This window comes from Herbidospora solisilvae (genome assembly GCF_009901565.1).
Classification (GTDB): domain Bacteria; phylum Actinomycetota; class Actinomycetes; order Streptosporangiales; family Streptosporangiaceae; genus Herbidospora; species Herbidospora solisilvae.
Genome location: NZ_WXEW01000011.1, coordinates 142691 through 164385, shown reverse-complemented (window position 1 = coordinate 164385; position 21695 = coordinate 142691). Strand labels below are relative to the sequence as shown.

20 protein-coding genes are annotated in these 21695 nt (G+C 65.6%); 5 read left to right on the top strand and 15 right to left on the bottom strand.

What is annotated here, in order from left to right:
• Positions 1-25: 25 nt before the first annotated feature.
• The 7 genes from GT755_RS33465 to GT755_RS33435 all read right to left on the bottom strand — a co-directional run bounded on the left by GT755_RS33465 (position 26) and on the right by GT755_RS33435 (position 4008).
• Entirely contained in the window at positions 26-190 is a 165-nt protein-coding gene (locus GT755_RS33465) for a hypothetical protein (protein ID WP_161483578.1), read from the bottom strand.
• On the bottom strand, positions 183-371 hold the full coding sequence (locus tag GT755_RS33460; RefSeq protein ID WP_161483577.1) for a hypothetical protein: 189 nt from the start codon (positions 369-371) through the stop codon (positions 183-185). The genes GT755_RS33465 and GT755_RS33460 overlap by 8 nt, the downstream gene beginning before the upstream one ends.
• On the bottom strand, positions 368-1822 hold the full coding sequence (locus GT755_RS33455) for an FtsK/SpoIIIE domain-containing protein (RefSeq protein ID WP_161483576.1): 1455 nt from the start codon (positions 1820-1822) through the stop codon (positions 368-370). The genes GT755_RS33460 and GT755_RS33455 overlap by 4 nt, the downstream gene beginning before the upstream one ends.
• 85 nt (positions 1823-1907) lie before the next feature.
• Positions 1908-2234: a hypothetical protein gene (locus GT755_RS33450; protein WP_161483575.1), complete on the bottom strand. Its 327-nt coding sequence runs from the start codon at positions 2232-2234 to the stop codon at positions 1908-1910.
• Complete coding sequence (locus GT755_RS33445; RefSeq protein ID WP_062431315.1) at positions 2231-2662, bottom strand: hypothetical protein; 432 nt, start codon at positions 2660-2662, stop codon at positions 2231-2233. The genes GT755_RS33450 and GT755_RS33445 overlap by 4 nt, the downstream gene beginning before the upstream one ends.
• 109 nt (positions 2663-2771) lie before the next feature.
• Positions 2772-3503 (bottom strand): GntR family transcriptional regulator, encoded by a 732-nt coding sequence (locus GT755_RS33440; RefSeq protein WP_161483574.1) that lies wholly within the window; start codon positions 3501-3503, stop codon positions 2772-2774.
• A gap of 220 nt (positions 3504-3723) precedes the next feature.
• Positions 3724-4008: a hypothetical protein gene (locus tag GT755_RS33435; RefSeq protein ID WP_161483573.1), complete on the bottom strand. Its 285-nt coding sequence runs from the start codon at positions 4006-4008 to the stop codon at positions 3724-3726.
• 349 nt (positions 4009-4357) lie between these two features.
• Here GT755_RS33435 and GT755_RS33430 point away from each other — a divergent pair, with 349 nt between their 5' ends.
• Together GT755_RS33430 and GT755_RS33425 are read left to right on the top strand one after the other, a co-directional pair.
• Positions 4358-5620 carry a helix-turn-helix domain-containing protein gene (locus tag GT755_RS33430; protein WP_161483572.1) on the top strand — a complete coding sequence of 421 codons (1263 nt, stop codon included), beginning with the start codon at positions 4358-4360 and terminating at the stop codon, positions 5618-5620.
• Positions 5621-6724: 1104 nt separating this feature from the next.
• On the top strand, positions 6725-11605 hold the full coding sequence (locus GT755_RS33425; protein ID WP_202610815.1) for a DEAD/DEAH box helicase: 4881 nt from the start codon (positions 6725-6727) through the stop codon (positions 11603-11605).
• 466 nt (positions 11606-12071) lie between these two features.
• Here the strand turns inward: GT755_RS33425 and GT755_RS33420 are convergent, their stop codons facing one another.
• Positions 12072-13661, bottom strand: a complete 1590-nt coding sequence (locus tag GT755_RS33420; RefSeq protein ID WP_161483571.1) for an MFS transporter — start codon at positions 13659-13661, stop codon at positions 12072-12074.
• A 653-nt stretch (positions 13662-14314) separates the two neighbouring features.
• On the opposite strand from GT755_RS33420, the gene GT755_RS33415 reads away from it, so the two are divergent.
• Both GT755_RS33415 and GT755_RS33410 read left to right on the top strand, forming a co-directional pair.
• A complete protein-coding gene (locus GT755_RS33415) occupies positions 14315-14896 on the top strand; it encodes a helix-turn-helix domain-containing protein (protein ID WP_161483570.1) in 582 nt (193 codons plus the stop codon).
• A gap of 97 nt (positions 14897-14993) precedes the next feature.
• Positions 14994-15845 carry a class I SAM-dependent methyltransferase gene (locus GT755_RS33410; protein WP_161483569.1) on the top strand — a complete coding sequence of 284 codons (852 nt, stop codon included), beginning with the start codon at positions 14994-14996 and terminating at the stop codon, positions 15843-15845.
• 17 nt (positions 15846-15862) lie between these two features.
• Here the strand turns inward: GT755_RS33410 and GT755_RS33405 are convergent, their stop codons facing one another.
• The 3 genes from GT755_RS33405 to GT755_RS33395 all read right to left on the bottom strand — a co-directional run bounded on the left by GT755_RS33405 (position 15863) and on the right by GT755_RS33395 (position 17855).
• Complete coding sequence (locus GT755_RS33405; protein ID WP_161483568.1) at positions 15863-16099, bottom strand: hypothetical protein; 237 nt, start codon at positions 16097-16099, stop codon at positions 15863-15865.
• A gap of 177 nt (positions 16100-16276) precedes the next feature.
• Positions 16277-16915, bottom strand: coding sequence for a hypothetical protein (locus GT755_RS33400; RefSeq protein ID WP_161483567.1), 639 nt, complete (start codon positions 16913-16915; stop codon positions 16277-16279).
• 178 nt (positions 16916-17093) lie between these two features.
• Entirely contained in the window at positions 17094-17855 is a 762-nt protein-coding gene (locus GT755_RS33395; protein WP_202610814.1) for a group II truncated hemoglobin, read from the bottom strand.
• A 101-nt stretch (positions 17856-17956) separates the two neighbouring features.
• Between GT755_RS33395 and GT755_RS33390 the strand changes: the two genes are divergently transcribed.
• A complete protein-coding gene (locus tag GT755_RS33390) occupies positions 17957-18667 on the top strand; it encodes a helix-turn-helix domain-containing protein (protein WP_161483565.1) in 711 nt (236 codons plus the stop codon).
• On the opposite strand, the gene GT755_RS33385 is transcribed toward GT755_RS33390, so the two are convergent.
• From GT755_RS33385 to GT755_RS33370, 4 genes are all read right to left on the bottom strand, one after another.
• Positions 18649-19224, bottom strand: a complete 576-nt coding sequence (locus tag GT755_RS33385; RefSeq protein ID WP_161483564.1) for a dihydrofolate reductase family protein — start codon at positions 19222-19224, stop codon at positions 18649-18651. The two genes, GT755_RS33390 and GT755_RS33385, sit on opposite strands and share 19 nt — an antisense overlap.
• A 121-nt stretch (positions 19225-19345) precedes the next feature.
• Positions 19346-20383: a hypothetical protein gene (locus tag GT755_RS33380; RefSeq protein WP_161483563.1), complete on the bottom strand. Its 1038-nt coding sequence runs from the start codon at positions 20381-20383 to the stop codon at positions 19346-19348.
• Between the two features lie 41 nt (positions 20384-20424).
• On the bottom strand, positions 20425-21234 hold the full coding sequence (locus GT755_RS33375) for a carotenoid biosynthesis protein (protein WP_161483562.1): 810 nt from the start codon (positions 21232-21234) through the stop codon (positions 20425-20427).
• Positions 21231-21545: a DUF6223 family protein gene (locus GT755_RS33370; protein WP_202610813.1), complete on the bottom strand. Its 315-nt coding sequence runs from the start codon at positions 21543-21545 to the stop codon at positions 21231-21233. Before GT755_RS33370 ends, GT755_RS33375 begins: the two co-directional genes overlap by 4 nt.
• Positions 21546-21695 lie beyond the last annotated feature (150 nt).

The window sequence follows — 21695 nt, the reverse complement described above, 5'->3', positions numbered from 1 at the left end:
GGAGTGCGCCGGTCGTTCGGGTCGGTCAACGCTCACCCCCGAACTCGTCGGCCTGGTCGAGGATCATGGCGGCTTTGGTCCCGCACTCCCGGCACTCGACCAGTGCGCAGACGGGATAGATCCACAGGCTGTCGGCGGTGCCGCAGGAGGCGCACGTGAGGTCATCCAGCGTGTAGGCCAGCTCAGCCATTGGCGTCTCCTTCCACGAGGCCAGCGGTCAGACGGACGAGGCCCGTGTACGGCTGGGTGCTGATCTGGACATCGGCCAGGTGCAGGAAGCGCACCACCCCCGAGGGGGTCAGCCGGGCGAAGACGAGCTGGTCGGGGACGCGGGTGATCTCGGTTCGGGTGCCGGTCAGGGTGAGCCTCACGCGGCCCTCGTCTCGTCGGCGGTGGCGGTCGGCAGGTGGGCGACCATGGCGCGGATGTCGTCATCGGAGACGTAGGTGGCGCGGACGCGGATCGGGTCCGGGGAGGTCTCCAGCCGGACATAGCCGATGCCCGCGCCCCGTGTCGGGTTGGGTGAGATGAGGTCGGCCAGGGCGCCCCGGTCGCGTGCGCCGTCGCCGAGCACCATGTCGACCTGTTCGGACTCGTCGAGCCGAAGCGCGATCTTGTCGGGGAACAGGTTGCGGATGTTCATGACCTCTTTGCGCGGGTCCTGAAGAGCAGCGAGGACCCCGAACCCGACCGCGCGGCCTTGGGTGGTGAGTGTGGCCAGGGCTGCGGTGATGCGTTGCTTGAGGTGCTTGTCGGATTGGTAGGCGGTCAGGAACGCCACTTCGTCGACGACCACCAGGACGAAGGGCTCATCCACGGTTGGGGTGTGGGTGCGGCGCACGCCCGCGTACTTGTCGGCGCGTTGCTGCATCTGGGCGACGGCGGTTTCCAGCAGGTCGGCGCACTCTTCGGGGGTGGCGGCGTACTTGCCCCGGAAGAGGTCCTTGCCGAGGGACAGTTCCATGCGCTTGGGGTCCAGCGCCCAGACCTCGACCAGGCCCGAGGCCATCCCGGAGAGCAGGCCTCGGATGACCGACCAGATCCACGAGCCCTTGCCGGCCCCGGTGGCCCCGGCGACGAGGACATGTGTGCCGTGGACCTTCAGCCGGTAGGGCAGGCCGTCTTCCCGCTCCCCGACTTCGACAGGCTCGACCTCGGACGGCGGTTCGCTGGTGCGGTCGGGGAGAGGAAGGGCGGGGATGGGCTCGGCGAGAGGATCACGGCGAGGCAGCACCAGCAGTACGACGCCGGGAGCGTGCAGCGTGACGCGGGCACTGATCGCGCCGAAGCCCTGGGCCAGGTGGTCGGCGCGTTTGGTCCAGTCCTCGAGGCATTGGCCTTTGAGCATGCGGACGACGACCAGATCGGCCCATGGGGTGCAGGCCACGTTCACCAGGCGAGGTAGGTAGTCCCGTCCGTGCAGGTGACGGCCGAGCCCTGAGACGACCATGACGGGTTGCCAGTGCCGCCGGTAGATCCAGAATCGTCGCCAGGAGGCCAGCAGCGGCCAGGCGATCCAGGAGGAGAAGGACGGCCGGTGGATCACGGCCCAGCCTGCGAGGACGGGCAGGGCCAGGCCGACGAGGGAGACGCTGCCCCGCCAGTCGACCAAGACCGCGAGCGCGGCCAGGCTGCCGACGATGCCGACCGCGATGGGGTGTCGCCAGATCAGCCGGACCAGACCGGCAATGAGGCGGACGACCCACAGGCCGATGGTGAGGAAGGCCGGGGTGTTGACCACGACCGGCCGGAAGACGATCTTCGTGTCGGGGCTGGTGGTGACGAGGTTGCGGGCCTCATCCCCAGGGAGCTTGCGGAACACTAGGTTGGAGTCCTCTCGGAACATATGCAGTGGGCTGGGAGAACCGGGCGGCTGGAGGGTCCAAGCTCCAGCCGCCCCACCGAGGTCAGGCCGCTTTCGTCTCGCCGGTGTCCGCCCCGTCGTCGAGGTCGGGCAGCGGAAGCTGATCGGGAGACCTCTGGGTTTCGGCCAGCAGGCTCGTCACGGCCTCCGCCAGTTCGCGGAGAAAGTCGACACTCGCCTCGGAGTTCACCGACGGCAGGGCGATCTTCAGCCCCACACGGTCCTGATCGATGGCGATGAACCCCGGGTTGCCGTCGCGACCAGCGAAGTAGCGGACGCTGACGTTCACACCAGCGCAGATCGACGCACTCACGCGGGCTTCCCGACCGGGGTGGATCATGATGGTCGCCGCGCCGTAGCCCTCGCTCATGCCGCGTTCTCCTTGCCGTTGGCGGCCGACTTGCCAGCGCCCGAGGTGGCTAGCGGGCGCGGGGCGTACATCTCGCGGACCTTGATCGACCAGGCCAGGCGGCCCGCGCCGTTGACGTAGGCGGTGACCGCCATGCCGTCGAACTCGACCGGGGTGAACGGCAGGCCCGGCATAGGCGCCGGGGGAACCGGCTGGACCGGGGCGAGGATCTTGACGGACACCGTCTTCTGCGCGGGCTTGACCTCGGGGTCGGCGTCGAGCACCGCGACCTGCCAGACGAGTTCGCCGCTCTTCTTGTCGCGGGTCTGGACGAAGCGGCCGTTGGTCGAGGCGTCGAAGTCCTTGACCGGCTCGACCTCGCCGACGACGTAGCAGCCGTGCGGGAAGACCTGAGCGAAGGTGACCGGGATGGGTCCCTGCAATGCCATGAATTCCTCCTGTTGTCTGACAGGCACTTAACCTATCAAGTGATGTGAGCATAAGAAGAGCCCCCCTGCTACGTCAAGTAACTAGGCGGGCTCGGTGAGTAGCAATCGGCTAACCGATCGGATACGCGTCCTCCAGCTCATGGCGGTCGGCCGGCAACAACACCTCGACCGCCGTCAGCGGGCGTCCCGACGCATCGCGCACCGCCCCGTACACGACCAGCAGCGGAACCCCCTTGGGCATGCCGAGCTGCTTGGCCTCCGCCGTGGTCGGCATGCGTGCCGTTACCTGCTCCACCACATGATCGAACCGGACGCCCTTCCGGCTCTCCAGGTGGGAGCGGATCCCTTCGGGCAGGGGTGCGGCGCTGGTCAGGTCGGTCCCCTCGGACAGCTCCAGCGGCACCCAGACCGACACGATTTCTGTCGGCTCGCCGTCTCGGGAGATCAACCGGCGACGAAGAAAAACGCGGGTCTTGGGCTCAACGCCCAGGAGAGCGGCCAGACGATTAGGGGCAGCGACGACGGCTGACTCGACGATCTCGCCCTCGGTCGCGGTCTCCGCCGTGGTGAGGTAGGCCCGGCCAGGCCGTGAACCCTCGAAGGATGCCAGCGCCGGACGCCCGAGGACGAAGCGGCCCTTGCCCTGCTGCGAGTCGATCCAGCCCTGATCCTTCAAGATCCGCAGAGCCGCCACCACGGTAGGCCGCGAGACGGCGAACTCCTTCATCAGCTCGTTCTCGCTGGGCAGGGTCGAGCCGGGGGCATACTGCCCAGACTCGATGCGCCGCTGAAGGTTCTGCACAAGTTGCGCATACTTCGGCGGAACGGACTCAAGCGACATCTCGACCGTCCATCACCCGACAGGTTGTTTTACCAAGTTTGAGAGTATCCCGGCGGTAGACCACTGTCCACGCCGCCGCCAGAACCCGCAGAACGCAGAAGACCCGGCAGGTGGGAGCCACGGAGTCTCTCCACCTGCCGGGCCAGACGCAGACCGGGCGGCTTGCTTCACCCCACGTCGGCTCCCTCGGTCCGACGTCAACCGCCCAGCCGCGCCCGCTCTAACGGGTCACGTACTCCTTCAGGGCTTCGGCCGCGCCCTTGATGTCCGTGACCGGGTGGCGCTTCTCGGCGTTGTTCCAGGAGAAGCACGTGCCGCCGTAGCCGATGAAGACCGCGACCGGCAGGCCAGGGCCCTGCGGCGGGTAGACCAGAACCATTCGATTCTCCTCCCGCAGTTCCGCCCGGATCGCGATCTCGGTCAGTTGACCGGCCAGCAGAATTAGGTAGTTCTCGGTCGCCGGCTGGTCGGTTCTTGCCAGACCTTCCGTCGCGTTGGGATTCATCTCGCGCTCCTTTCGGCCCGGCCGCTTCCGAGGCAGTCCAGACACATCCGCTCTCCGCTCCCGTCGCGCTCCTCATCCACCGGCCCGACCAGCAGTTCCCGCCGTGACACCCGCAGCTTTGCGCCACGGCCCCGACAGGCGGAGCATGGAAATGCCTGACTGAACTCGATTGGCCGGGTCACCGTCGCCAACTCCTCATTGATCCGGCACACCCGCTCTTTCGGGGAGGCCGCTGTGACGTACCGTGGTTGCTTGATGACAAGTCCACCGGCCAGCGCCTCCACGTAGGACCCCCGAAGGCGCCCCTCTTACCCCCCTCATGCACCCCCGCCTGGGAGGAAGGCACCGGATGCCCGACCACATCCCGAACGTGCAACTACGCGCATGGCGGAACGAGCATCGCCTGACTCGCGCCGAATTCGCCCAGCTCATCAACCAGACAGCGACCGGAATCAGTGAACGTCTCACCGTCGACGAGGAGCGCATTCGCCGATGGGAAGCGGGTGAGGTCTCATGGCCACGCACGCCATTTCGGCTCGCCCTTCAGCAGGCGACAGGGCTCTCACCTGAGCAATTGGGCTTCTCCCCGAACCGGAGAAACGAAAGCCGGTTAGTCAAGGCGAGAGTGATGCCCGTAGACGCTCTACGAGCCGAAGCCGACCTGTACGGGACGATGGAACTGGCCCAGCAGCTCCAGGCATCCGATGTGGGGCCAGGAACATTAGAAGCCTTGGCTGAAGCCGTCGACCTGCTCTGCCGCGCCTATCCGGTCGTGCCTGCTACCACTTTGCGTGATCGGACTCAGAAACGTCTCGCGCAGGTCACCCAACTTCTTCGCGGACGCCTCACTTTCGACCAACACCGCGAAGTGCTCGTCATCACCGGTTGGTTAACTGCTCTTCTCGGCTGTGTGCACTACGACCTGGGAGAGCGAGAGGAAGCAGAGACAGCGCGACGAGCCGCCTTCGAGATGGGCCGTCAGGTCGGCCACGGCGAACTCATGGGCTGGGCACACGAGATGGCGGCCTGGTTCGCCTTAGTCGAAGGCCGGTACGAGGACGTCGTGAAGTCAGCCCGCATGGGCCAGGCCGTCGCCGGCAGCAGCAGCGCCATGGTTCAACTCACCCTGCAGGAAGCCCGCGGACTGGCCCGCATTGGCGACAGACGGGAAGCGGACCGCGCGCTCACCCGAGGGGCAAAGGTCCTGGGCACGCTCGCCATGCCCGAGAACCCTGACCACCACTTCGTGTTCGATCACGCCAAGTGGGTCTTCTACGCGGCCACCTGTTACACCTGGCTCGCGGACGACGATCGTGCCGAGGAGCACGCCCGAGAGACAATACAGATGCACACGCGCGCGGATGGCAGTTCGAACGCGCCGATGCGAGTCGCTGACGCACATATTGATCTCGGCATTGTCCATGCCCGCCGTGGCGACCTGGACGCTGCGACAGAACACGGCGCGATAGCGCTCGATATTGACCGGAAGTCCCTTGCGGATCTTGTCACCCGCGCCGAAGATCTCGACCGCCTTCTTAGGCAGAAATACCGCAAGGAAGCGGCCGCCTTGGACTTCCATGAGCGGCTAGTGACCCTACGCAGCAACACATGAGATACCGCAGGGAGGTTGCCGACACGGTGTTCTTAGTTCAGGAAACTTGAGTTTTCTTCACGATCGTGGCGCATTTGCTGCACCGCAACTGGTTAGTGGTGTACGCCTGAAGTGTGTACTTGTCACAGTTCGGACACTTGTGGCCCTTTGGCATGCCGCCCCCTTTCATCACACTCGCTCCAGAAGCGAGCAGCCGAAACAGCATGGTGGTCGAATTTCTTGATTGCGTCAATACGGTAGTTCTGACCTGCCGTTTTAGAACTAATGATTGGACAGGCAGATCCACAGACCTGTTCCATGAGTGAGCTAGTTGTCCTTTATGTTCAAGTATGCTCCCTTTCAATGCGTGTGGCATGGTTCTATCGACCCGTGGGGTTAACGATCGAGGGCCTGTGGACTGTGGCTTCGGCGCCATTCGTACAGAACGCACGAAGGATCGGCCGACAACGGCACCTGTCAAACATGTCCTGGGACTGATGTGTCAAGCATGTCCCGGGACACGACAACTCGCCCTATCTGCTGGTTGCCGAATTGTTCTTGCAGGGATCAAGCGGCGGCGCGCCGCGCCGCCGTACCCGGCCCTCCGCCGCCCTGCCGTCCGGGCTGCGGCCTGGGGGCCGGTCCCAGACGGCAGCGGCCCGGGCCGTCCACCGACCGACGCGTCCGCTGTTGCCGAAAGAGCGCGCCGACCCCAGCGGCACGCCGCCGCACTCAGTTCGCCCTCACGATCGCCTGATTGTGGTTGGCGACAGTCGACGGCTGGGGGCGATCGCCGATCCGGAGCTTCGTTCCTCAGCTCCGGCTCACCGAAGACCGACCCCAACGTCATGCACCAATTGACAGGTTCGGGCTTCGGCGACAGAGGAGCCAAGGGTTCTCACACGTCTTCGACTGCGCTTTGGTCGCCCCAATGGTCGTCAGCCGGTCTTGGCCACCGCCGCCCATGTGTGAGATCTACTGGGCAATGGGCTTCCGAGATGCCGGCCCAGTAAGGAAGCAGATCGTGGCCGACTGTCGGTCGGACATCGTAGAGTGCTGCGTACTTTTGGTGATCTGCTCGGTGCGCAGGGCGCGTGCCGTCGACTGCGATTGGAACGAGGCACAGTGGCCGCAGCCGTGACGGTGCATGACGTCATCCAGACCATCCGCGACAGCTCCGACGTTAACCGTGATCGCGGCACTCGCTTCGAGGAGCTGATGGTCCAGTACCTCAGCACCGACCCACAGTGGACAGAGCAGTTCACCCGCGTGTGGATGTGGGGGGACTGGCCGGGAGCCGAGCACGACATGCGGGACACCGGCATCGACCTGGTTGCCCAAGATCGGGAGACCGGCGGCTTCTGCGCCATCCAATGCAAGTTCTACGAGCCCCAGCACACCATCAGCAAAGCTGACATCGACTCCTTCTTCACAGCCTCCGGCAAGGGTGGGTTCACCCGCCGCATGATCATCTCAACAACTGAAAAGTGGACCGATCACGCTGAGGAGGCCCTCAACGACCAGCAGATCCCGGTAACCCGACTCGGTCTGGCCGACATCGCGAATAGTCCGGTTGAGTGGCATCTCGGTGCGGCTATCGATGAACACATCGAGATGAGTCTGAAAGCCAAGAAATTGCCTCGCAAGCACCAGCGTGAGGCTATCCAAGACGTCTTCAAGGGCTTCGCTGAGCACAACAGAGGCAAGCTGATCATGGCTTGCGGTACTGGTAAGACCTACACCAGCCTGAAAATCGCCGAGCGAGTACAGAAGGAACGTGTCTTGTCCGGGGCGGGGGAGCACACGAACGTTTTGTTCTTGGTACCCTCAATCGCCCTGCTCTCCCAGGCCCTGCGCGAGTGGTCATATGAGGCGGAGGTGACGCTACGAGCCTTCGCCGTGTGCTCAGACACGAAAGTCAGTAAGCACCAGGCGACCGGCGATGACAAGGACATGGCCATCCACGACCTGGCCCTTCCCGCGACCACCGACCCGGACCGCTTGATCCAGCAAATGGCCAGTGTGGCAGCGACTCCAGGCCTGAGCGTGGTCTTCTCCACCTATCAGTCCATCGCCACGATTTCGGAGGCTCAGAGAAATGGTCTGCCCCGCTTCGACCTAATCCTCTGCGATGAGGCCCACCGAACCACCGGGGTCACACTGTCCGGTCATGACGAGTCGTCCTTCGTCCGGGTTCATGATGATGCTTACCTTGGCGCGGATCGCCGGCTCTACATGACGGCCACTCCGCGCATTTACAAGGAGGAGGTCAAAGCCGACGCGGCGAAAGCGGAAGCGCTCCTTGTCTCGATGGACAACGAGCAATTGTACGGCCCGCAGTTCCATCACCTCGGCTTTGGCAAGGCAGTAGAGCAGGGACTGCTCACCGACTATAAGGTCCTAATCCTTACCATCGACGAGGGCGTGGTCGCCAAGACGCTCCAAGACGGCTTGGCAGGCGGCGGGTCGGAACTGAACCTGGGCGACGCTGCCAAGATCATCGGCTGCTGGAATGCCCTAGCCAAACGCACGGGTACCTTCGCCGACGGTTCCGGTTTCGCCAAGGACGAGGCGCCGATGAAGCGGGCAGTGGCCTTTGCCCGCTCGATCGCGGACTCAAAGACGATCACCGCCAGGTTCAATGAGGTGGTCGACGCTTACGACGCTGCCGATGATGGAGTGCTGCACTGCGAGGTCGACCATGTCGACGGAACGTTCAACACGCTGCGGCGCAATCAATTGCTGGACTGGCTCAAGCAGGACCCCGGCCCTGCCAAGGCACGAATCCTGTCTAATGCCCGCTGTCTGTCCGAGGGTGTCGACGTCCCAAGCCTGGATGCGGTCCTCTTCCTGCACCCCCGCAACTCTGTGGTCGATGTCGTGCAGTCCGTAGGCCGCGTGATGCGCCTCGCCCCTGGCAAGAACTACGGATACATCATCCTCCCCGTCGCCGTCCCCGCCGGGATGGCACCAGAAAAGGCCCTTGCCGACAACCAGCGCTTCAAGACGGTCTGGCAGGTCCTCCAGGCCCTCCGCGCCCATGACGACCGCTTCGACGCCACCGTGAACCAAATCGAGCTGAACAAAAAGAAGCCCGACAACAAGATCGGCATCGGCAATATCGGTCCTGGCGACGAGTCAATCGGCGATAAGGACGGCTCCAGCACCGACAACAGCGCGAAGGCCGCCAAGGACAAGGAAGCCGAGAGCGCCCAGCACATCCAGGAGACTCTCTTTAACGTCAGCGACTGGCGGGATGCCATCTATGCCCGCATCGTCGTCAAGGTAGGCGAGCGCCACTACTGGGAGGACTGGGCCAAGGATATTGCCCAGATCGCCGACCGCCATGTCACGCGTATCAAGGCGGCGCTCATCTCCCGCGAGAAGCGGGCGGCCCTCGAAGAGTTTGTGAACGAACTGCGGTCGAATTTAAACCCTAGGGTCAGCGAGGCCGATGCCGTCGATATGCTCGCTCAGCACATCGTCACAAAGCCTGTCTTCGACGCCCTGTTCAAGAACTACCGCTTCACCGACCACAACCCTGTCTCCAAGGCAATGCAACGGATGCTCGACATCCTCGACGACCAAGGATTGGATGCCGAGGCCAAGACCTTGGAGGGCTTCTATAACTCGGTGCGGGTGCGCGCCGAGGGCATCGACAACCATGAGGGCCGGCAGCGCGTCATTGTCGAGCTGTATGACAAGTTCTTCAAGACCGCCCTACCCAAGACCGCCGACGCACTCGGCATCGTCTACACGCCGATCGAGGTCGTCGACTTCATCATCCGTTCCGCTGAGCAAGCTCTGATCAAGTACTTCGGACGCTCGCTGACCGACCAGGGTGTTCAGATCATCGACCCATTCGTTGGCACCGGCACCTTCCCCGTGCGCTTGCTCCAATCGGGGCTGATCAAGCCGAAGGATCTGCTGCGCAAGTACACGAGCGAGCTACACGCCAACGAAGTCGTGCTGCTCGCCTACTACATCGCTGCCATCAACATTGAGGCCGCCTTCCACGATCTCAACGGTGGCGATTACCAACCTTTTGAAGGCATCGTCCTCACCGATACCTTCCAACTCGCCGAGGGCACCGCCACCTTCGAGGGGATGGAGGTAATGGAAGGCAACAGCGAGCGCGCGAAAAAGCAACAGAAGCAGAAGATTACTGTCGTCATCGGTAACCCGCCCTACTCTGTAGGTCAGGACAGCCAGAACGACGACAACCAGAACCTCAAGTACGAGGTGCTGGACGAGCGCATCAAGAGCACATACGTCGCGCGCTCCACGGCCACCAATAAGAACTCGCTGTATGACTCCTACATCCGGGCAATCCGCTGGGCGTCAGACCGAATCAAGGACGAGGGTATCGTCGCGTATGTCTCTAACGGCGGCTACATTGACGGGAACACTGCCGATGGTCTGCGCATGTCGCTGGTCGACGAGTTCGATGCAATTTACTGCTACAACCTGCGTGGTAACCAGCGTACCTCGGGGGAACTGTCCCGCAAGGAAGGGGACAAGATCTTCGGTGCAGGCAGCCGTAATACTGTGGCCATCCTGATCCTCGTCAAGGGCGGCGAGAACTCCGGGGGCACTGGATGCAAATTGCACTACCGGGATATTGGCGACTATCTTCGCCGCGAAGAGAAACTCCGCATCCTGGGCGCCCAGAGCCTGGACACGGTGGACTGGCAGAAGATCACCCCAAACGCCGAAGGCGATTGGATCAACCAGCGGGACGAGCGGTTCGCGGCCTTCCAAGCGATTGGCGAGAAAGACAAGGCGCTACGTACGAGCGCAATATTCGAGCTACATTCCGGCGGGCTCAAGACCGGACGTGATCCATGGGCCTATAACTTCTCCCAGCAGCGCCTAATCGAGAATATGAAGTCCATGGTCGCCTTCTATAACAAACAAGTGGCTGGGTTCGCGGAGCATTGCCGAGCGCAAGGCGTCAACGGGCCGCAGGCAGCGGACGCCGAGAGGTTCATCGACTTCGACCCGAAAAAGATCAGTTGGAACCGCGCTGACAAGGCCAACGTCGCGAAGGGTACGACCTACGTCTTCGAAAAACAACGGCTCTTCGTATCCGCATACCGACCCTTCACCAAGCAGCACGTTGTCTTCGATGCACGGCTGAACGACATGGTCTACCTGCTTGGGCGACTGTTCCCCACGTCAGAGGCGGAGAACATCGGCTTTTACATCACAGGTACGGGCTCTGATGAGCCGTTCTCGGTACTGGCTACCGACGCTGTCCCGGACCTGCATGCGGTCGGAACAAAGAGCGTCGGCCCTCACTTTGCCCGCTACACGTACCGTGAGCTTGGCAAGGGAGACGATCTTTTTGCTGAGGCTGAGGGCGACGGTGGGTACGAGCGGGTTGACAACATCACAGATGCCGCTCTCCGGAATTTTCGCGAGGCGTACACCGACTCCACGATCACCAAGGACGACATCTTTTACTACACCTACGGACTCCTCCACTCCTCCGAGTACTGCGACCGCTTCGCCGCAGACCTCAAGAAGACCCTTCCACGCATTCCCAAGGTCCGCGACTTCCAAGCTTACGTCGATGCGGGTCGCAAACTAGCTGACCTACACATCGGCTACGAGCGGGCCGAGCCATATAAGGGCATCGTCGAGACAGTGTCAGGAAACGCGGCAGAAATCACTCCCCGCGAGCTATATCGCGTCGCGAAGATGAAGATTCCAAAGGTAAAGGGTGTGTCGGACCGCTCGACCATCATTTACAACAGTCGCGTTACCCTCACCAACATCCCAGAGGAGGCGTACCGTTACCAACTTGGTGCTCGCTCCGCAATTGAGTGGATCATCGACCGGTATCAATTGAAAATCGACAAGGCGTCTGGTATCACCAATGATCCCAACGATTGGTCCGACGATCCGCGCTACATCATCGACCTTCTTAAGAGGATAGTGACAGTCAGCTTGAAGACGATAAAAATCGTGGACAGTCTCCCGCCGCTGGATTTCCTGGAGTAATCGTGCAAACAGGGTAAAACCGCCACCACACTGCTTACGATGCTCAGGTCTTGCCGGCCAGCACTCCCTTCGAAGGTTGGCAATCACAGGGAAACACAAAGAGACCAGGAATAATCAGGGCATATCACATGAAGAAACGACCATAGGCAAAGGGATCCAACGAAGACGCCCTAACGGGTCAAAGCCTTGATCAGCACATCATCATTGGCCATACTCACCGCCACTACAGGCAAGTACTGCCGTCGCAAGATCCGGAGCAGATACGGAATGATCAAGTTTGGGCTGTCGCTAAGCGGCGCATTGGATCAGGCCAGCGGCATACGCACCTCAATAGAGCTAGCAGCTTCCTAAACCTGGTGTCGTAGGTTCGATTCCTACCGGGGGCACCCACCGGGCCAACCATTCCGCCAGCCAGCACTGCGCGAGCACTCGTTCGCGGACTGCAGAACAGCGGTGGAACCCCCTGTCACAGAGCTGATTCGACCCGGCTCGACCTGGAACCACTGTCCGCACCGTCTACCACGGAGCGCCCCCGGTTCCCCGGACCTCGCACGACAAGGTAGACAGACAACACCACCATGACGGCCGCTCCCGCCCACATGGCCTGCTGCCATCCGTCTACAAAGGACTCGCGAGCCGCCTGGACGATCTGTGCCGCGTGCGGGCCGGCGCTACCCGACACCTCGACGGCGTTGGCAACCCCTTCCCTGGCGACGTCCGCAGCATCCCAGGGCACACCGGACAACTTGCCGTCGATCGCACCGCGGTAGCCGGCGGACAAGAGCGCTCCCAGCAGGGCGACACCCAGGGCTGTGCCAAGTTCGCGAGTGATGTCGTTGAGCGCGGAGGCGACCCCCTGTTTTTCCTGCGGCAAGGAGCTGGTGATGGCCTCGGTGGACGGCGTCATCGACAGGCCCATGCCAAGCCCCATGGCGACCAGCCCCGGCAGGATCGACATGTAGCCGCCCTCCACCGAGACGAATAGCCCCATGAACACCAGCCCGACGCCGGCCAGCATGACGCCGGTGGTCATGGTCGCGCGGGCGCCGATGCGGTCGGCCAGTTTGGCCGCCAGGCCGGAGGCGAGCATCATCGAGATCGCCATGGGCATCAGGGCCGCCGTCGACACCAGGCCCGACCACCCGAGCACGGCCTGGAAGAACGGGAACAGCACCACGCCGATGCCTGCCTGGACGCCGAAGACCACGAGCAACGTGAGCGAGCCGCCCGCCAGGCCGCGTTCCCGGAACAGGCGCACGTCCAGCAGGGAGGCGTCGCGGCGGCGCAGTTCCCACACCACGAACGCGATGCCGGCGACGATGCCGACGGCGAGGCTGGTCGACGTCTCCGGTGCGGTCCAGCCGCGTTCGGGGCCCTCTTGCAGCACGAAGATGAGGCCGACTACGGCGATGGTGGATAGCAGCGTACCGATGGTGTCGAAGGGGTGGGCCGAGCGTTCGCGGGAGTTGGGCACCGACTTCACCGTCATCACGAGCGCCACGACGATCAGCGTGGTGGGCAGGGCGAACAGCCAGCGCCAGTCGGCGATGTCGACCAGGACGGCGGAGAGGAACATGCCCAGGATGCCGCCCCCTCCCGCGACGGCCGTCCACACTCCGATGGCCTTGGCGCGGCGTTCCTCGGGGAAGGTGGAGGTGATGACGGCCAGGGTGATCGGCATGATCATCGCGGCGCCGACACCGCTGAGCCCGCGGGCCGCGATCATGACCTCCGCGGTCGGGGACAGTGCCGCCACCACGTTCGCGATGCCGAACAACGTGAGCCCGGCGGTCAGCATGGGCTTGCGGCCCAGACGGTCACCGATCGCGCCGAGCGGCAGCAGCAGGGCGGCCAGGGTCAGGGTGTAGATGTTGATGATCCAGAGGACCGTGCCCAGGGAGGCCTGGAAGTCGACGGCCATGTGGGTCTGCGCGACGTTGAGGCCCGAGACCGAGGCGACGACGGCCATCAACGAGATGGACACGGAGACGAGGATGGTGCGCAACTGACGCGCGTCCGGTGTGGCGGCCCCCTGTACGGGGTGGTTGGTGCTCATCGGTTCCTCTCAGAAGGGCATGGGAGATCACGGCGCCAGGCGGTGGCCGGACGCCGGAAGGCAGTGAGTTGACGTGCGCGGCGCCGAGGCACTGGCCGCGGCGGACGATCGAACTGTGGCGACCGGGTCCGGCTGCCGAGATCGCCATTGCCGTCCACGACGACGGCACAGCGGAGGTTCGGGCTCGTGGCAACCGGGTCGGAGGCGTTGCTGCGGAGATCGCCGTTACCGTCCAGGACGACGGTGCGGCGGAGGTTCGGACTGTGGCGGCCAGCTCGGGGCGTTGCTGCGGGGATCGCCGTTGCCGTCCACGACGACGCGGCGGAGGGTCGGGCCGTGGCGGCCTGGTCTGGGGCGTTGATGCGGAGTTCGCCATTGCCGTCCACGAAGACGGCGCGGCAGAGGTTCGGACTATGGCGGGCAGGTGGGGGCCGAGTTCGCTGTTGCCGTCCACGCCGACGACGCGGCCAGGGCATGCGAGCAGCGGCGCTCCGTTCAGTCGGTTCCTTCGCCGATCACGCCGGTCAGTGCGTCGTTCGTGTACGTGAAATTTGCCTTGGCATCTCCCTTCTCTCATGCGGGACCGAGGTCGTTCCGGCACCGGCTGCTAGGACTCTAAGCATGACTTGCGCCTGTGACATAACATCTTGCCTATGACGCAAGAAGAAGGTGCGCTGGAGAGCCTCGTACGCAAGCGCATCCGGGCACTGCGGGTCGCGCAGGGCCTGTCTCTGGACGAACTCGCCAAGCGCGTCCACCTGGGCCAGTCATCGCTGAGCCGCATCGAGAACGGTCAGCGCCGCCTGGCGCTGGACCAGCTCGTCGCGCTGGCCCACGCCTTGGACACCACCCTCGATCAGCTGGTCGAGAACACGGCGGATGACGTCGTCATCAATCCGGTGAACCACGGCGCCCACGGCCTGAGCTGGCCGATGAAGGGTGATCCGGCCATGAGCGTCACGCGCCGGCGGTTCACCGAGCCACCGCCGGACAGTCCCGCCAAGATGCGCGCCCATCCCGGCAGGGAGTGGCTTGTCGTGTTGTCCGGCACCGCGATTCTGCTGCTCGGCGACCGCCGCTTCCGCGTCGAGACCAATCGTGCCGCCGAGTTCCCGACGATGATGCCGCACGCCATCGGCGCGGAAGGCCGGCCGTGCGAGGTCATGTTCGTCTTCGACCGGGACGCCCGTCGTGGACATCGCGAGAGCGACGACCCCGCGGACAGCGGCTCATGACGGCGTCACTTGCCTCCCCAGCATCGCGGGAGTCCACTTTCTTGCTCGGTACGCATGACTATATGCACATAAGGCATAGCACTTCTATCGTCGCAGCATGACGCACACGCATGCCCAGCACCAGGATCACCACCACGACGCGGACGGCGCGCAGGCGGAGATCCTCGAACTGGACGCGGAAGTCCTGGCGGAGCACACCGCCGACATCATCAGGTGGTTGCCCCTGCACGGCGACCCGCGCCGGTTCGTCGACCTCGCCTCGGGTACCGGAGCCGGCACGTTCGCCCTCCTCGACCAGTTCCCCGAGGCGCATGTCACCGCCGTCGACGCCTCGCCCGGTCACCTGCGGCGGCTCGGCGAGAAGGCGTGCGCCCGCGGGGTGGACGGGCAGGTGCGCACGGTGCTCGCCAATCTCGACGACGCCACCTGGCCTGACCTCGGCACCCCCGACCTCGTGTGGGCCTCGGGCTCCATGCACCACATGGCCGACCCCGGACACGCCCTGCGCTCCGTCCACGACCTGCTCGCGCCCGGCGGCTTGTGCGTCGTAGTTGAGATGGCGGGACTTCCCCGCTTTCTGCCCGCGACCGCGCCCGCCGACCGGCCGGGCCTGGAAGACCGTCTCCACGCCGCGGGCGACCGGCTCCACGCCCGGCACCTTCCCCACCGCGGCGCCGACTGGGGACCGATGCTCACCGCCGCCGGGTTCACGGTGGAGGGCGAGCTCCTCGTCGACGTGGACGTCACGGCCGCCGGCAACGCGGCGATCGGCCAGTATGCCCTCGGTGTGCTGCGACGCGTTCGTGGTGCGGTCGCGGCCGAGCTCGACCCCGACGACCTGGTCGCACTCGACCGGCTGCTCGACGTCGACGGCCCGCACAGCCTCCTGCGGCGTGACGACCTCGCGGTCCGCACCAGGCGTTCGGTCTGGGCCGCACGCCGCACCTGAGGAGAAAGGCACGCCTATCAGGGCCTCTCCGTTGGTTTGGTGTGCGGAAGACGATCGCCGAGGTAGCCGATCCAGATCTTGCCGCAGGTGCCGCCGCGGGCCGGGTAGCCGACGGCGCGTAGCTTGATGTGGGCGTCCATGAGGATCTTTCCGGCGGGGTGGACCTCGGTGGGGACGGGAAGGGTCCGTGGTTCGCTGTATTTGGCCGTGTTGGTCACCGACGCCGAGCGGCCGGGCGGCCCTGGGCGCAGCAATCGTGGAAGCCGCCCGTGAAATCACCGGAGCGACGGGCAGCGGGCGGAACGGCTTAGCGCGGGATACGCGTGGTCGAGGCGGACGGCGCTTGCCTCGGTGTCACCCACGACCAGGCGGGACAGCCGGGAACGGGTTGCCTGGCGGGAAGAGCGCCTCTGGGGTAGTCAGCTCGGAGGTCAGAAGCTGCGGATGATCTCGGTGGCGGCCTGGATGCCTGACGGCGGCTCACCGCCGTCCGGCGTGGAGATCACTGGCGTGGTGTCGAGCCAGGAGACGGCCGCCGAGCGGTCGCCGAGTGGTCCGGCGAGCCGGCGGCAGATGTTGACCCAGCGGTAGCCGTCGACGCCGGGATGCTGCCGGAAGTCGCTTACGGCGACGAACACGCGACCGGGGAAACCGGCCTTCGCGGCGTCGACCGTTTCGATCAGCTCGGCGCACTGGCGGAACATCGCGCCGACCGCCTCCGTCGTCTTGGCCCTGTCGGTGTAGACACCGCCCCAAAGGGCCTGGGCGAACACCATGACCGGCCCGTAGACCAGGAAGTAGTTGATGCTGAAGGAGTTGACCCCGTGACCGGCGTGACTGACGGCGACGTAGTCCTCGACCGGGTCGCTGAGCGCCTCGTGGAGGTAGTTGTGCTCTCTCGCCGTGTCGAAACGGTACATCCGGTCGGGGTCGATGTCGCGGGTGGTGAACACCCACGGCTGCTGCTCGCGCAACCGTGGCCGCAGCGGGACGGGGATGGGGGGCGGTGCGAGTCCGTCGGCGTCGAAAGTGCGCCGCATGGTGTCCATCGCGGGGATCTCATTCCTCATCGCGGTTCCTCCGCATGCGGCTCAGGGGTGAAGCGGCCCGGGATCGGTGGAGGCCCTGAACGAAAGCGCAGGCCGCCGAGGCCGGCGACTCAGCTTGCCGATCGGCTGAGAAGCGATTCCGATTCCGTCTCCAGGGCCTGACGGCTTCGCTGACGGCTACGACAGCGGACCATAAAACTCAAGGCGTGTACGGCGGCGCGACCCCCCACCCCCAGCGCGGCACCGGCGCCTTGGCCGGCGGTGTCGCGCCCGGCGCGGAGTTCTCCACGGCCAGGCGGGTGCCCCACTCGATGTAACTCGCGAACGCGGCCCGGAACTCGGGATCGCCCGGCAGGCCCACCTCGTCCGCGGCGTCCATCAGCAGGCTCACCCACCGGCGGCGCTGCGCCTCCTTGATGTGCTTGCCGAGGTGCTGGGCCAGCATGTGCGGGTAACCACCGCGTTCGCGCGTGTAGCGGTCGGGGCCGCCGAAGACCTCGCTCAGCCACATCGCCACGAATCTCGGATGCTCCGCGTCCATGTGGGCGAAGATCGGTGCGAGCAGGTCATCCTTGATCACGTTGCCGTAGAAGACCTCGGTGAGCCGTTCGAAGGCCTCGCTTCCGCCCGCCCAGTCGTACAGCGTGGGTTCGGTCTTGGTGATCACCTGCTCGTAGTGGCGCATCTCCTCGATGTCGGCCACATACGGCCTGATCTCGGCGAAGAACTCCCGGAAGCGCTCGCTGTTCCGGAAACCCTCCAGGTGACCCCGCGCCGACGTCCATTCGATGCGCAGGATGAAACACTCCGGCTCGTCCACGCACCGTGACAGCTCGAAATCGAGACACTCCGGCGCCGCTCCGAGGGGTACGGCGGCGCGACGGTAGGCGGCCTCGAATCCCTCCGGGTCTGGCACTCGATACCGAACGTATTCAACGATCACGATTGCCTCCGTAATCATGTAATCATCCGGTCGAGACCCAGATCAACCCGAAGACCCCGACCAGGCGTCGAGCAGGCAATTCGATTGGGTGTACGACGATCTGTGCCTATCCTTCTCAAGTGGCACTGCGGTTCGAGACTCGCCCGTCCGACTCCCCCTGGGTCGACTCCGTCTGGACCTGCACCAGCGAACACGTCACCGAGATGACCTCGGTGGCCACCCCCTGCTGGGGTCTGGTGTTCTGGCAGCGCGAAGGCGCCGCGTACGTGAGCGTCACCGGCCCGGAAACCAAAACCGGCACCGCCCCGGTCCCCGAAGGCGCGGCCTTCGTCGGCATCCAGTTCGCCGTGGGCACCTCGTTGCGGGCCGTGCCCACGCCCGAGCTCCTCGACCGGGGTCTCGAACTCCCCGACGTCACGCACAGAAGCTTTCAGCTGGACGGCCTCCGCTGGGAGACCCCGGGTCCCGACGACGCCGAGGCCCTCGTCGACCGGCTGGTGCGCGCCGGCGCGATCGTCCGTGACCCGCTCGTGGCCGAGGTTCTCCGAGGCGGCCGGCCGGACGTGTCGGGGCGCACGGTCGAACGGCGGTTCCGGGCGGCGACCGGGTTCACCCAGGGTGCCGTGCGGCAGATCGAGCGGGTTCGCACGGCCGCGGCGTTACTGGCCGCCGACACCACGGCCACCGAGGTCGTCGCCAAGCTCGACTACTTCGACGAGCCGCACCTCGCGCGGGCGCTGCGGCGATATGTCGGGCGGACGGCGCGGCAGTTGCGCGAGGGGGGCGGTGGGGCGATCGCGCTGGATCTCGATCAGCCGACCACGTCGTAGATCATCTTGACGACGCCGTTCGAGTAGGGCTCGGCGGTGCGCAGCTTGAGGGTGCGCTTGTCGTTGTCGGCCCGGCTGAACAGGCTCTTGCCGGCTCCGAGCAGCACCGGGAAGACGAGCAGGTTGTAGCGGTCGATGAGGCCGGCCTCGGACAGGCGGCGGGCGAGTTCGGCGCTTCCGTGGATGAAGATCGCGCCGCCTTCGCCCTTCTTGAGCTCGGCGACGTCTTCGGTCGAGCGCAGGATGGTGATCTGACCCCAGTCGCCGACGAGGGCGTCGTCGGAGAGTGTGGACGAGACCACGTACTTGGGCAGGTCCTTGTAGGAGGCGTGGTCGTCGGAGCCGGGCCAGACCGGCGCGAACGCCTCGTAGCTGTTGCGGCCGAACATCAGCGCCGTCGTGTCGGCGAGCTCCTCGCCCTTGAGCGAGAACGCCTCGGGGACGAACTCGATGTCCTTGACCACCCAGCCGCCGTTGCGGTGCCCCTCGGCCGGTCCGCCCGGGGAGTCGAGAACGCCGTCGAGCGAGACGAACCCGGTGTAGACCAACTCACGCATGTGCTGTGCTCCTCAATGCCGGGCGACGAGGCCGCCGCATGGACCAACGGGTTAAGGCCACGCCCATGCTAGGAGACCCCGCAACGGCCGTCTTGTACGGAAACGACGGCCCGGAAACCGCTCAGCGGGCGTTCGCCCAGATCACTCCGTCGCGGCCGGAAGGCGCCGTACCGACCGCCCAGATCGAGCGGCTCTCCACCTGGATCGCGAGGTCACGCACCACCTGCTTCGACGGCGCGGGGAAGGCGCCCGGCTCCACGCTCTCGGTGCCGATGTGCAGGTAGGCGCTGCCGCCGCCCTTGGCGGGGTAGACGATCCAGGCCCCGCCTCGGCCGTCGGGTTCCGCCTGGGCACGCGGCTGGACGCCGGGTCCGGCGCGCACCTCGTACTCGAATCCGCCCAGGTACCCGGTCAGCAGCAGGGTCTCACCGCAGTAGGAAGAACCGCCGCACGGCCAGGCGACCCACCCGACGGCCATCACCCTGGCGGTCTCCCCGTCGACGGCCACGTCCGTCAGCTCCGAGATCTGCCCCGGGTGGGCGGCCGGGATCGCCGGGAGCGCCACCGCGCGCCAGGCCGTGCCGGTCCAGCGGGCCAGGGCCGCCTTGCCGCGCGCCGAGCCCGCCGCCCACTTGCCATCGAGGCCCTTGACGACGATGGGCGTCGGGACCTTGCGCCACGTCGATCCGGTCAGGCGGCGCAGCGTGGACCGGGCCTTCCATCCGGCCGCGCCGGCTGCGGGGAAGGTGTTGGCGTTCTCGACGACCCACAGGTTCTCGCCGATGGAGTACGCCCGGTCCACCCGGCCGTGGGTCCACGGCCTGACCTGCCAGCGCTTGCCGTTCCACCGGGCGTACTTCGACGTGCCGAACGCCCACACCCTGGTGTCGGACGCCGAGGCCAGCCGCTTCACCCGGAAGCCGGGGCCGGTGACCCGTTTGAACGTCGAGAGGCCCTTCAGCAGGAGCGACTCGGTGCCGTTCCGCGTCCCGGCCACCCAGACGGCTCCGCCCGGTGTCACCGTCACCGCGTCGTAGGAGTCACGGCGGTCCTGACGGATCACCTTCCACCACTGATCGGCCGGGGCCGCGGCGGCCGCCGGTTCGGCGGCGACGAACACGGCGACGGCCGCGGCGGTGACACGAAGGAGAATGCCCATAAAGGTGAGACGCGCCGCCGGGTGAGGAAGTTGGCACGCCCTCACCGCCGCCGGGTGACCAGGGTGAGCGCGGCCAGGACCGTGATGAACCCCATGCCGTAGATCGTGGTCAGCACCGAGGTCTCGTAGATGTCGGCCGTCCGCCACGTCCGCCCCACGGCGTCGGTCACGGTGGTCCGCTCCCCCGTCAGGTAGTCCATGAAGAACGCCGCCGCGATCCCCCCGTACAGCACCAACGGCTGCACCGGGGAGAACGCCGGCGCGGGCTCCCGGCGGCGCAGGTACAGCGCGAACAGCTGGAGGAACAGGTACGTCGTCAACGACCATCCGAGGAAGTTCACCAGGGGCACGCCGAAGAAGCCGCCGCCGTCCTCCCAGATCCAGAACCGCTGGATCGTCGCACGGGTCGGGTCCATCGCCAGGTCCCAGGCGACCATCGCGAACGACGCGATCACCGGCGTCCCGATCAGGGTCACCCGGCTCGACCCGCGGTGGACGTCCCCGACCAGCAGCACCGCGATCGTCCACGCCAGGTAGCCGATGGCCGCGTAGAAGGGGCCGATGGCCAGCGGTACGTGGAAGAGCTGCGGTCCCGTCGTGTAGTGGTAGTCCCCGAACGGGAAGCCGGTGAGCACCGACAGGTTCTCCAGCGTGTTGCTGACGACCAGCGTGACCGCGTAGTAGACGAGGATCGCCCGCCACCCGTACCGGCGGGAGCCGTGCAGCAGCGTGAACGCCGTCAGCAGCACCGTCTGAACGAGCAGGCCGACCCCGCCGCCGACGCCGTGCGCGATGAGGCTACGGGTCAGCAGCAGGATCAGCAGAAGCCCGGTGATGACACGAAGGGTCATGACTGCTTCAGCGCCATCCCGCCCAAGGCCAGCGCGACCAGCCCCAGCACGAGCGCCACCAGCCCGCCGACGATTCCCGCCCCGGTGCCGGGCCCGCCCTCGGCGACGGCGACGACCCACCCGCCGACGACGACCCCGACCGCCCCGGCCGCCAGTGCGATGACCGCCCGCCGCCGCACGAACCGGAAGAGGGCCATTCCGCCGAATCCCACTCCGGCCAGTGCCACGAGCGCCGCGACCAACGACACCACGCGCCCGCTGGTGAGGCCGTAGACCGGCGCGACCTCGGCGACCATGATCGGGACTGACATGTGACACGCTCCTCCGAAAACGAACTGGATGTGCCGGATCATGTCCGTGGAAACCCCGTCCTGTCGTCCGCCCCCCGCAGGCCACCCGCCCTGCCGCCGACGCCTGGGAAACCGGCGCGAATACCGCGGACGCCGTAGTCCCCGGTCATC

What these genes read in the sequence shown, in the direction of transcription:
- GT755_RS33465 (WP_161483578.1), bottom strand. Translation starts at nt 190, where the DNA reads ATGGCTGAGCTGGCCTACACGCTGGATGACCTCACGTGCGCCTCCTGC.
- GT755_RS33450 (WP_161483575.1), bottom strand. Translation starts at nt 2,234, where the DNA reads ATGAGCGAGGGCTACGGCGCGGCGACCATCATGATCCACCCCGGTCGG.
- GT755_RS33445 (WP_062431315.1), bottom strand. Translation starts at nt 2,662, where the DNA reads ATGGCATTGCAGGGACCCATCCCGGTCACCTTCGCTCAGGTCTTCCCG.
- GT755_RS33440 (WP_161483574.1), bottom strand. Translation starts at nt 3,503, where the DNA reads ATGTCGCTTGAGTCCGTTCCGCCGAAGTATGCGCAACTTGTGCAGAAC.
- GT755_RS33435 (WP_161483573.1), bottom strand. Translation starts at nt 4,008, where the DNA reads ATGAATCCCAACGCGACGGAAGGTCTGGCAAGAACCGACCAGCCGGCG.
- GT755_RS33430 (WP_161483572.1), top strand. Translation starts at nt 4,358, where the DNA reads ATGCCCGACCACATCCCGAACGTGCAACTACGCGCATGGCGGAACGAG.
- GT755_RS33420 (WP_161483571.1), bottom strand. Translation starts at nt 13,661, where the DNA reads ATGAGCACCAACCACCCCGTACAGGGGGCCGCCACACCGGACGCGCGT.
- GT755_RS33415 (WP_161483570.1), top strand. Translation starts at nt 14,315, where the DNA reads ATGACGCAAGAAGAAGGTGCGCTGGAGAGCCTCGTACGCAAGCGCATC.
- GT755_RS33410 (WP_161483569.1), top strand. Translation starts at nt 14,994, where the DNA reads ATGACGCACACGCATGCCCAGCACCAGGATCACCACCACGACGCGGAC.
- GT755_RS33400 (WP_161483567.1), bottom strand. Translation starts at nt 16,915, where the DNA reads ATGAGGAATGAGATCCCCGCGATGGACACCATGCGGCGCACTTTCGAC.
- GT755_RS33395 (WP_202610814.1), bottom strand. Translation starts at nt 17,855, where the DNA reads ATGATTACGGAGGCAATCGTGATCGTTGAATACGTTCGGTATCGAGTG.
- GT755_RS33385 (WP_161483564.1), bottom strand. Translation starts at nt 19,224, where the DNA reads ATGCGTGAGTTGGTCTACACCGGGTTCGTCTCGCTCGACGGCGTTCTC.
- GT755_RS33380 (WP_161483563.1), bottom strand. Translation starts at nt 20,383, where the DNA reads ATGGGCATTCTCCTTCGTGTCACCGCCGCGGCCGTCGCCGTGTTCGTC.
- GT755_RS33375 (WP_161483562.1), bottom strand. Translation starts at nt 21,234, where the DNA reads ATGACCCTTCGTGTCATCACCGGGCTTCTGCTGATCCTGCTGCTGACC.
- GT755_RS33370 (WP_202610813.1), bottom strand. Translation starts at nt 21,545, where the DNA reads ATGTCAGTCCCGATCATGGTCGCCGAGGTCGCGCCGGTCTACGGCCTC.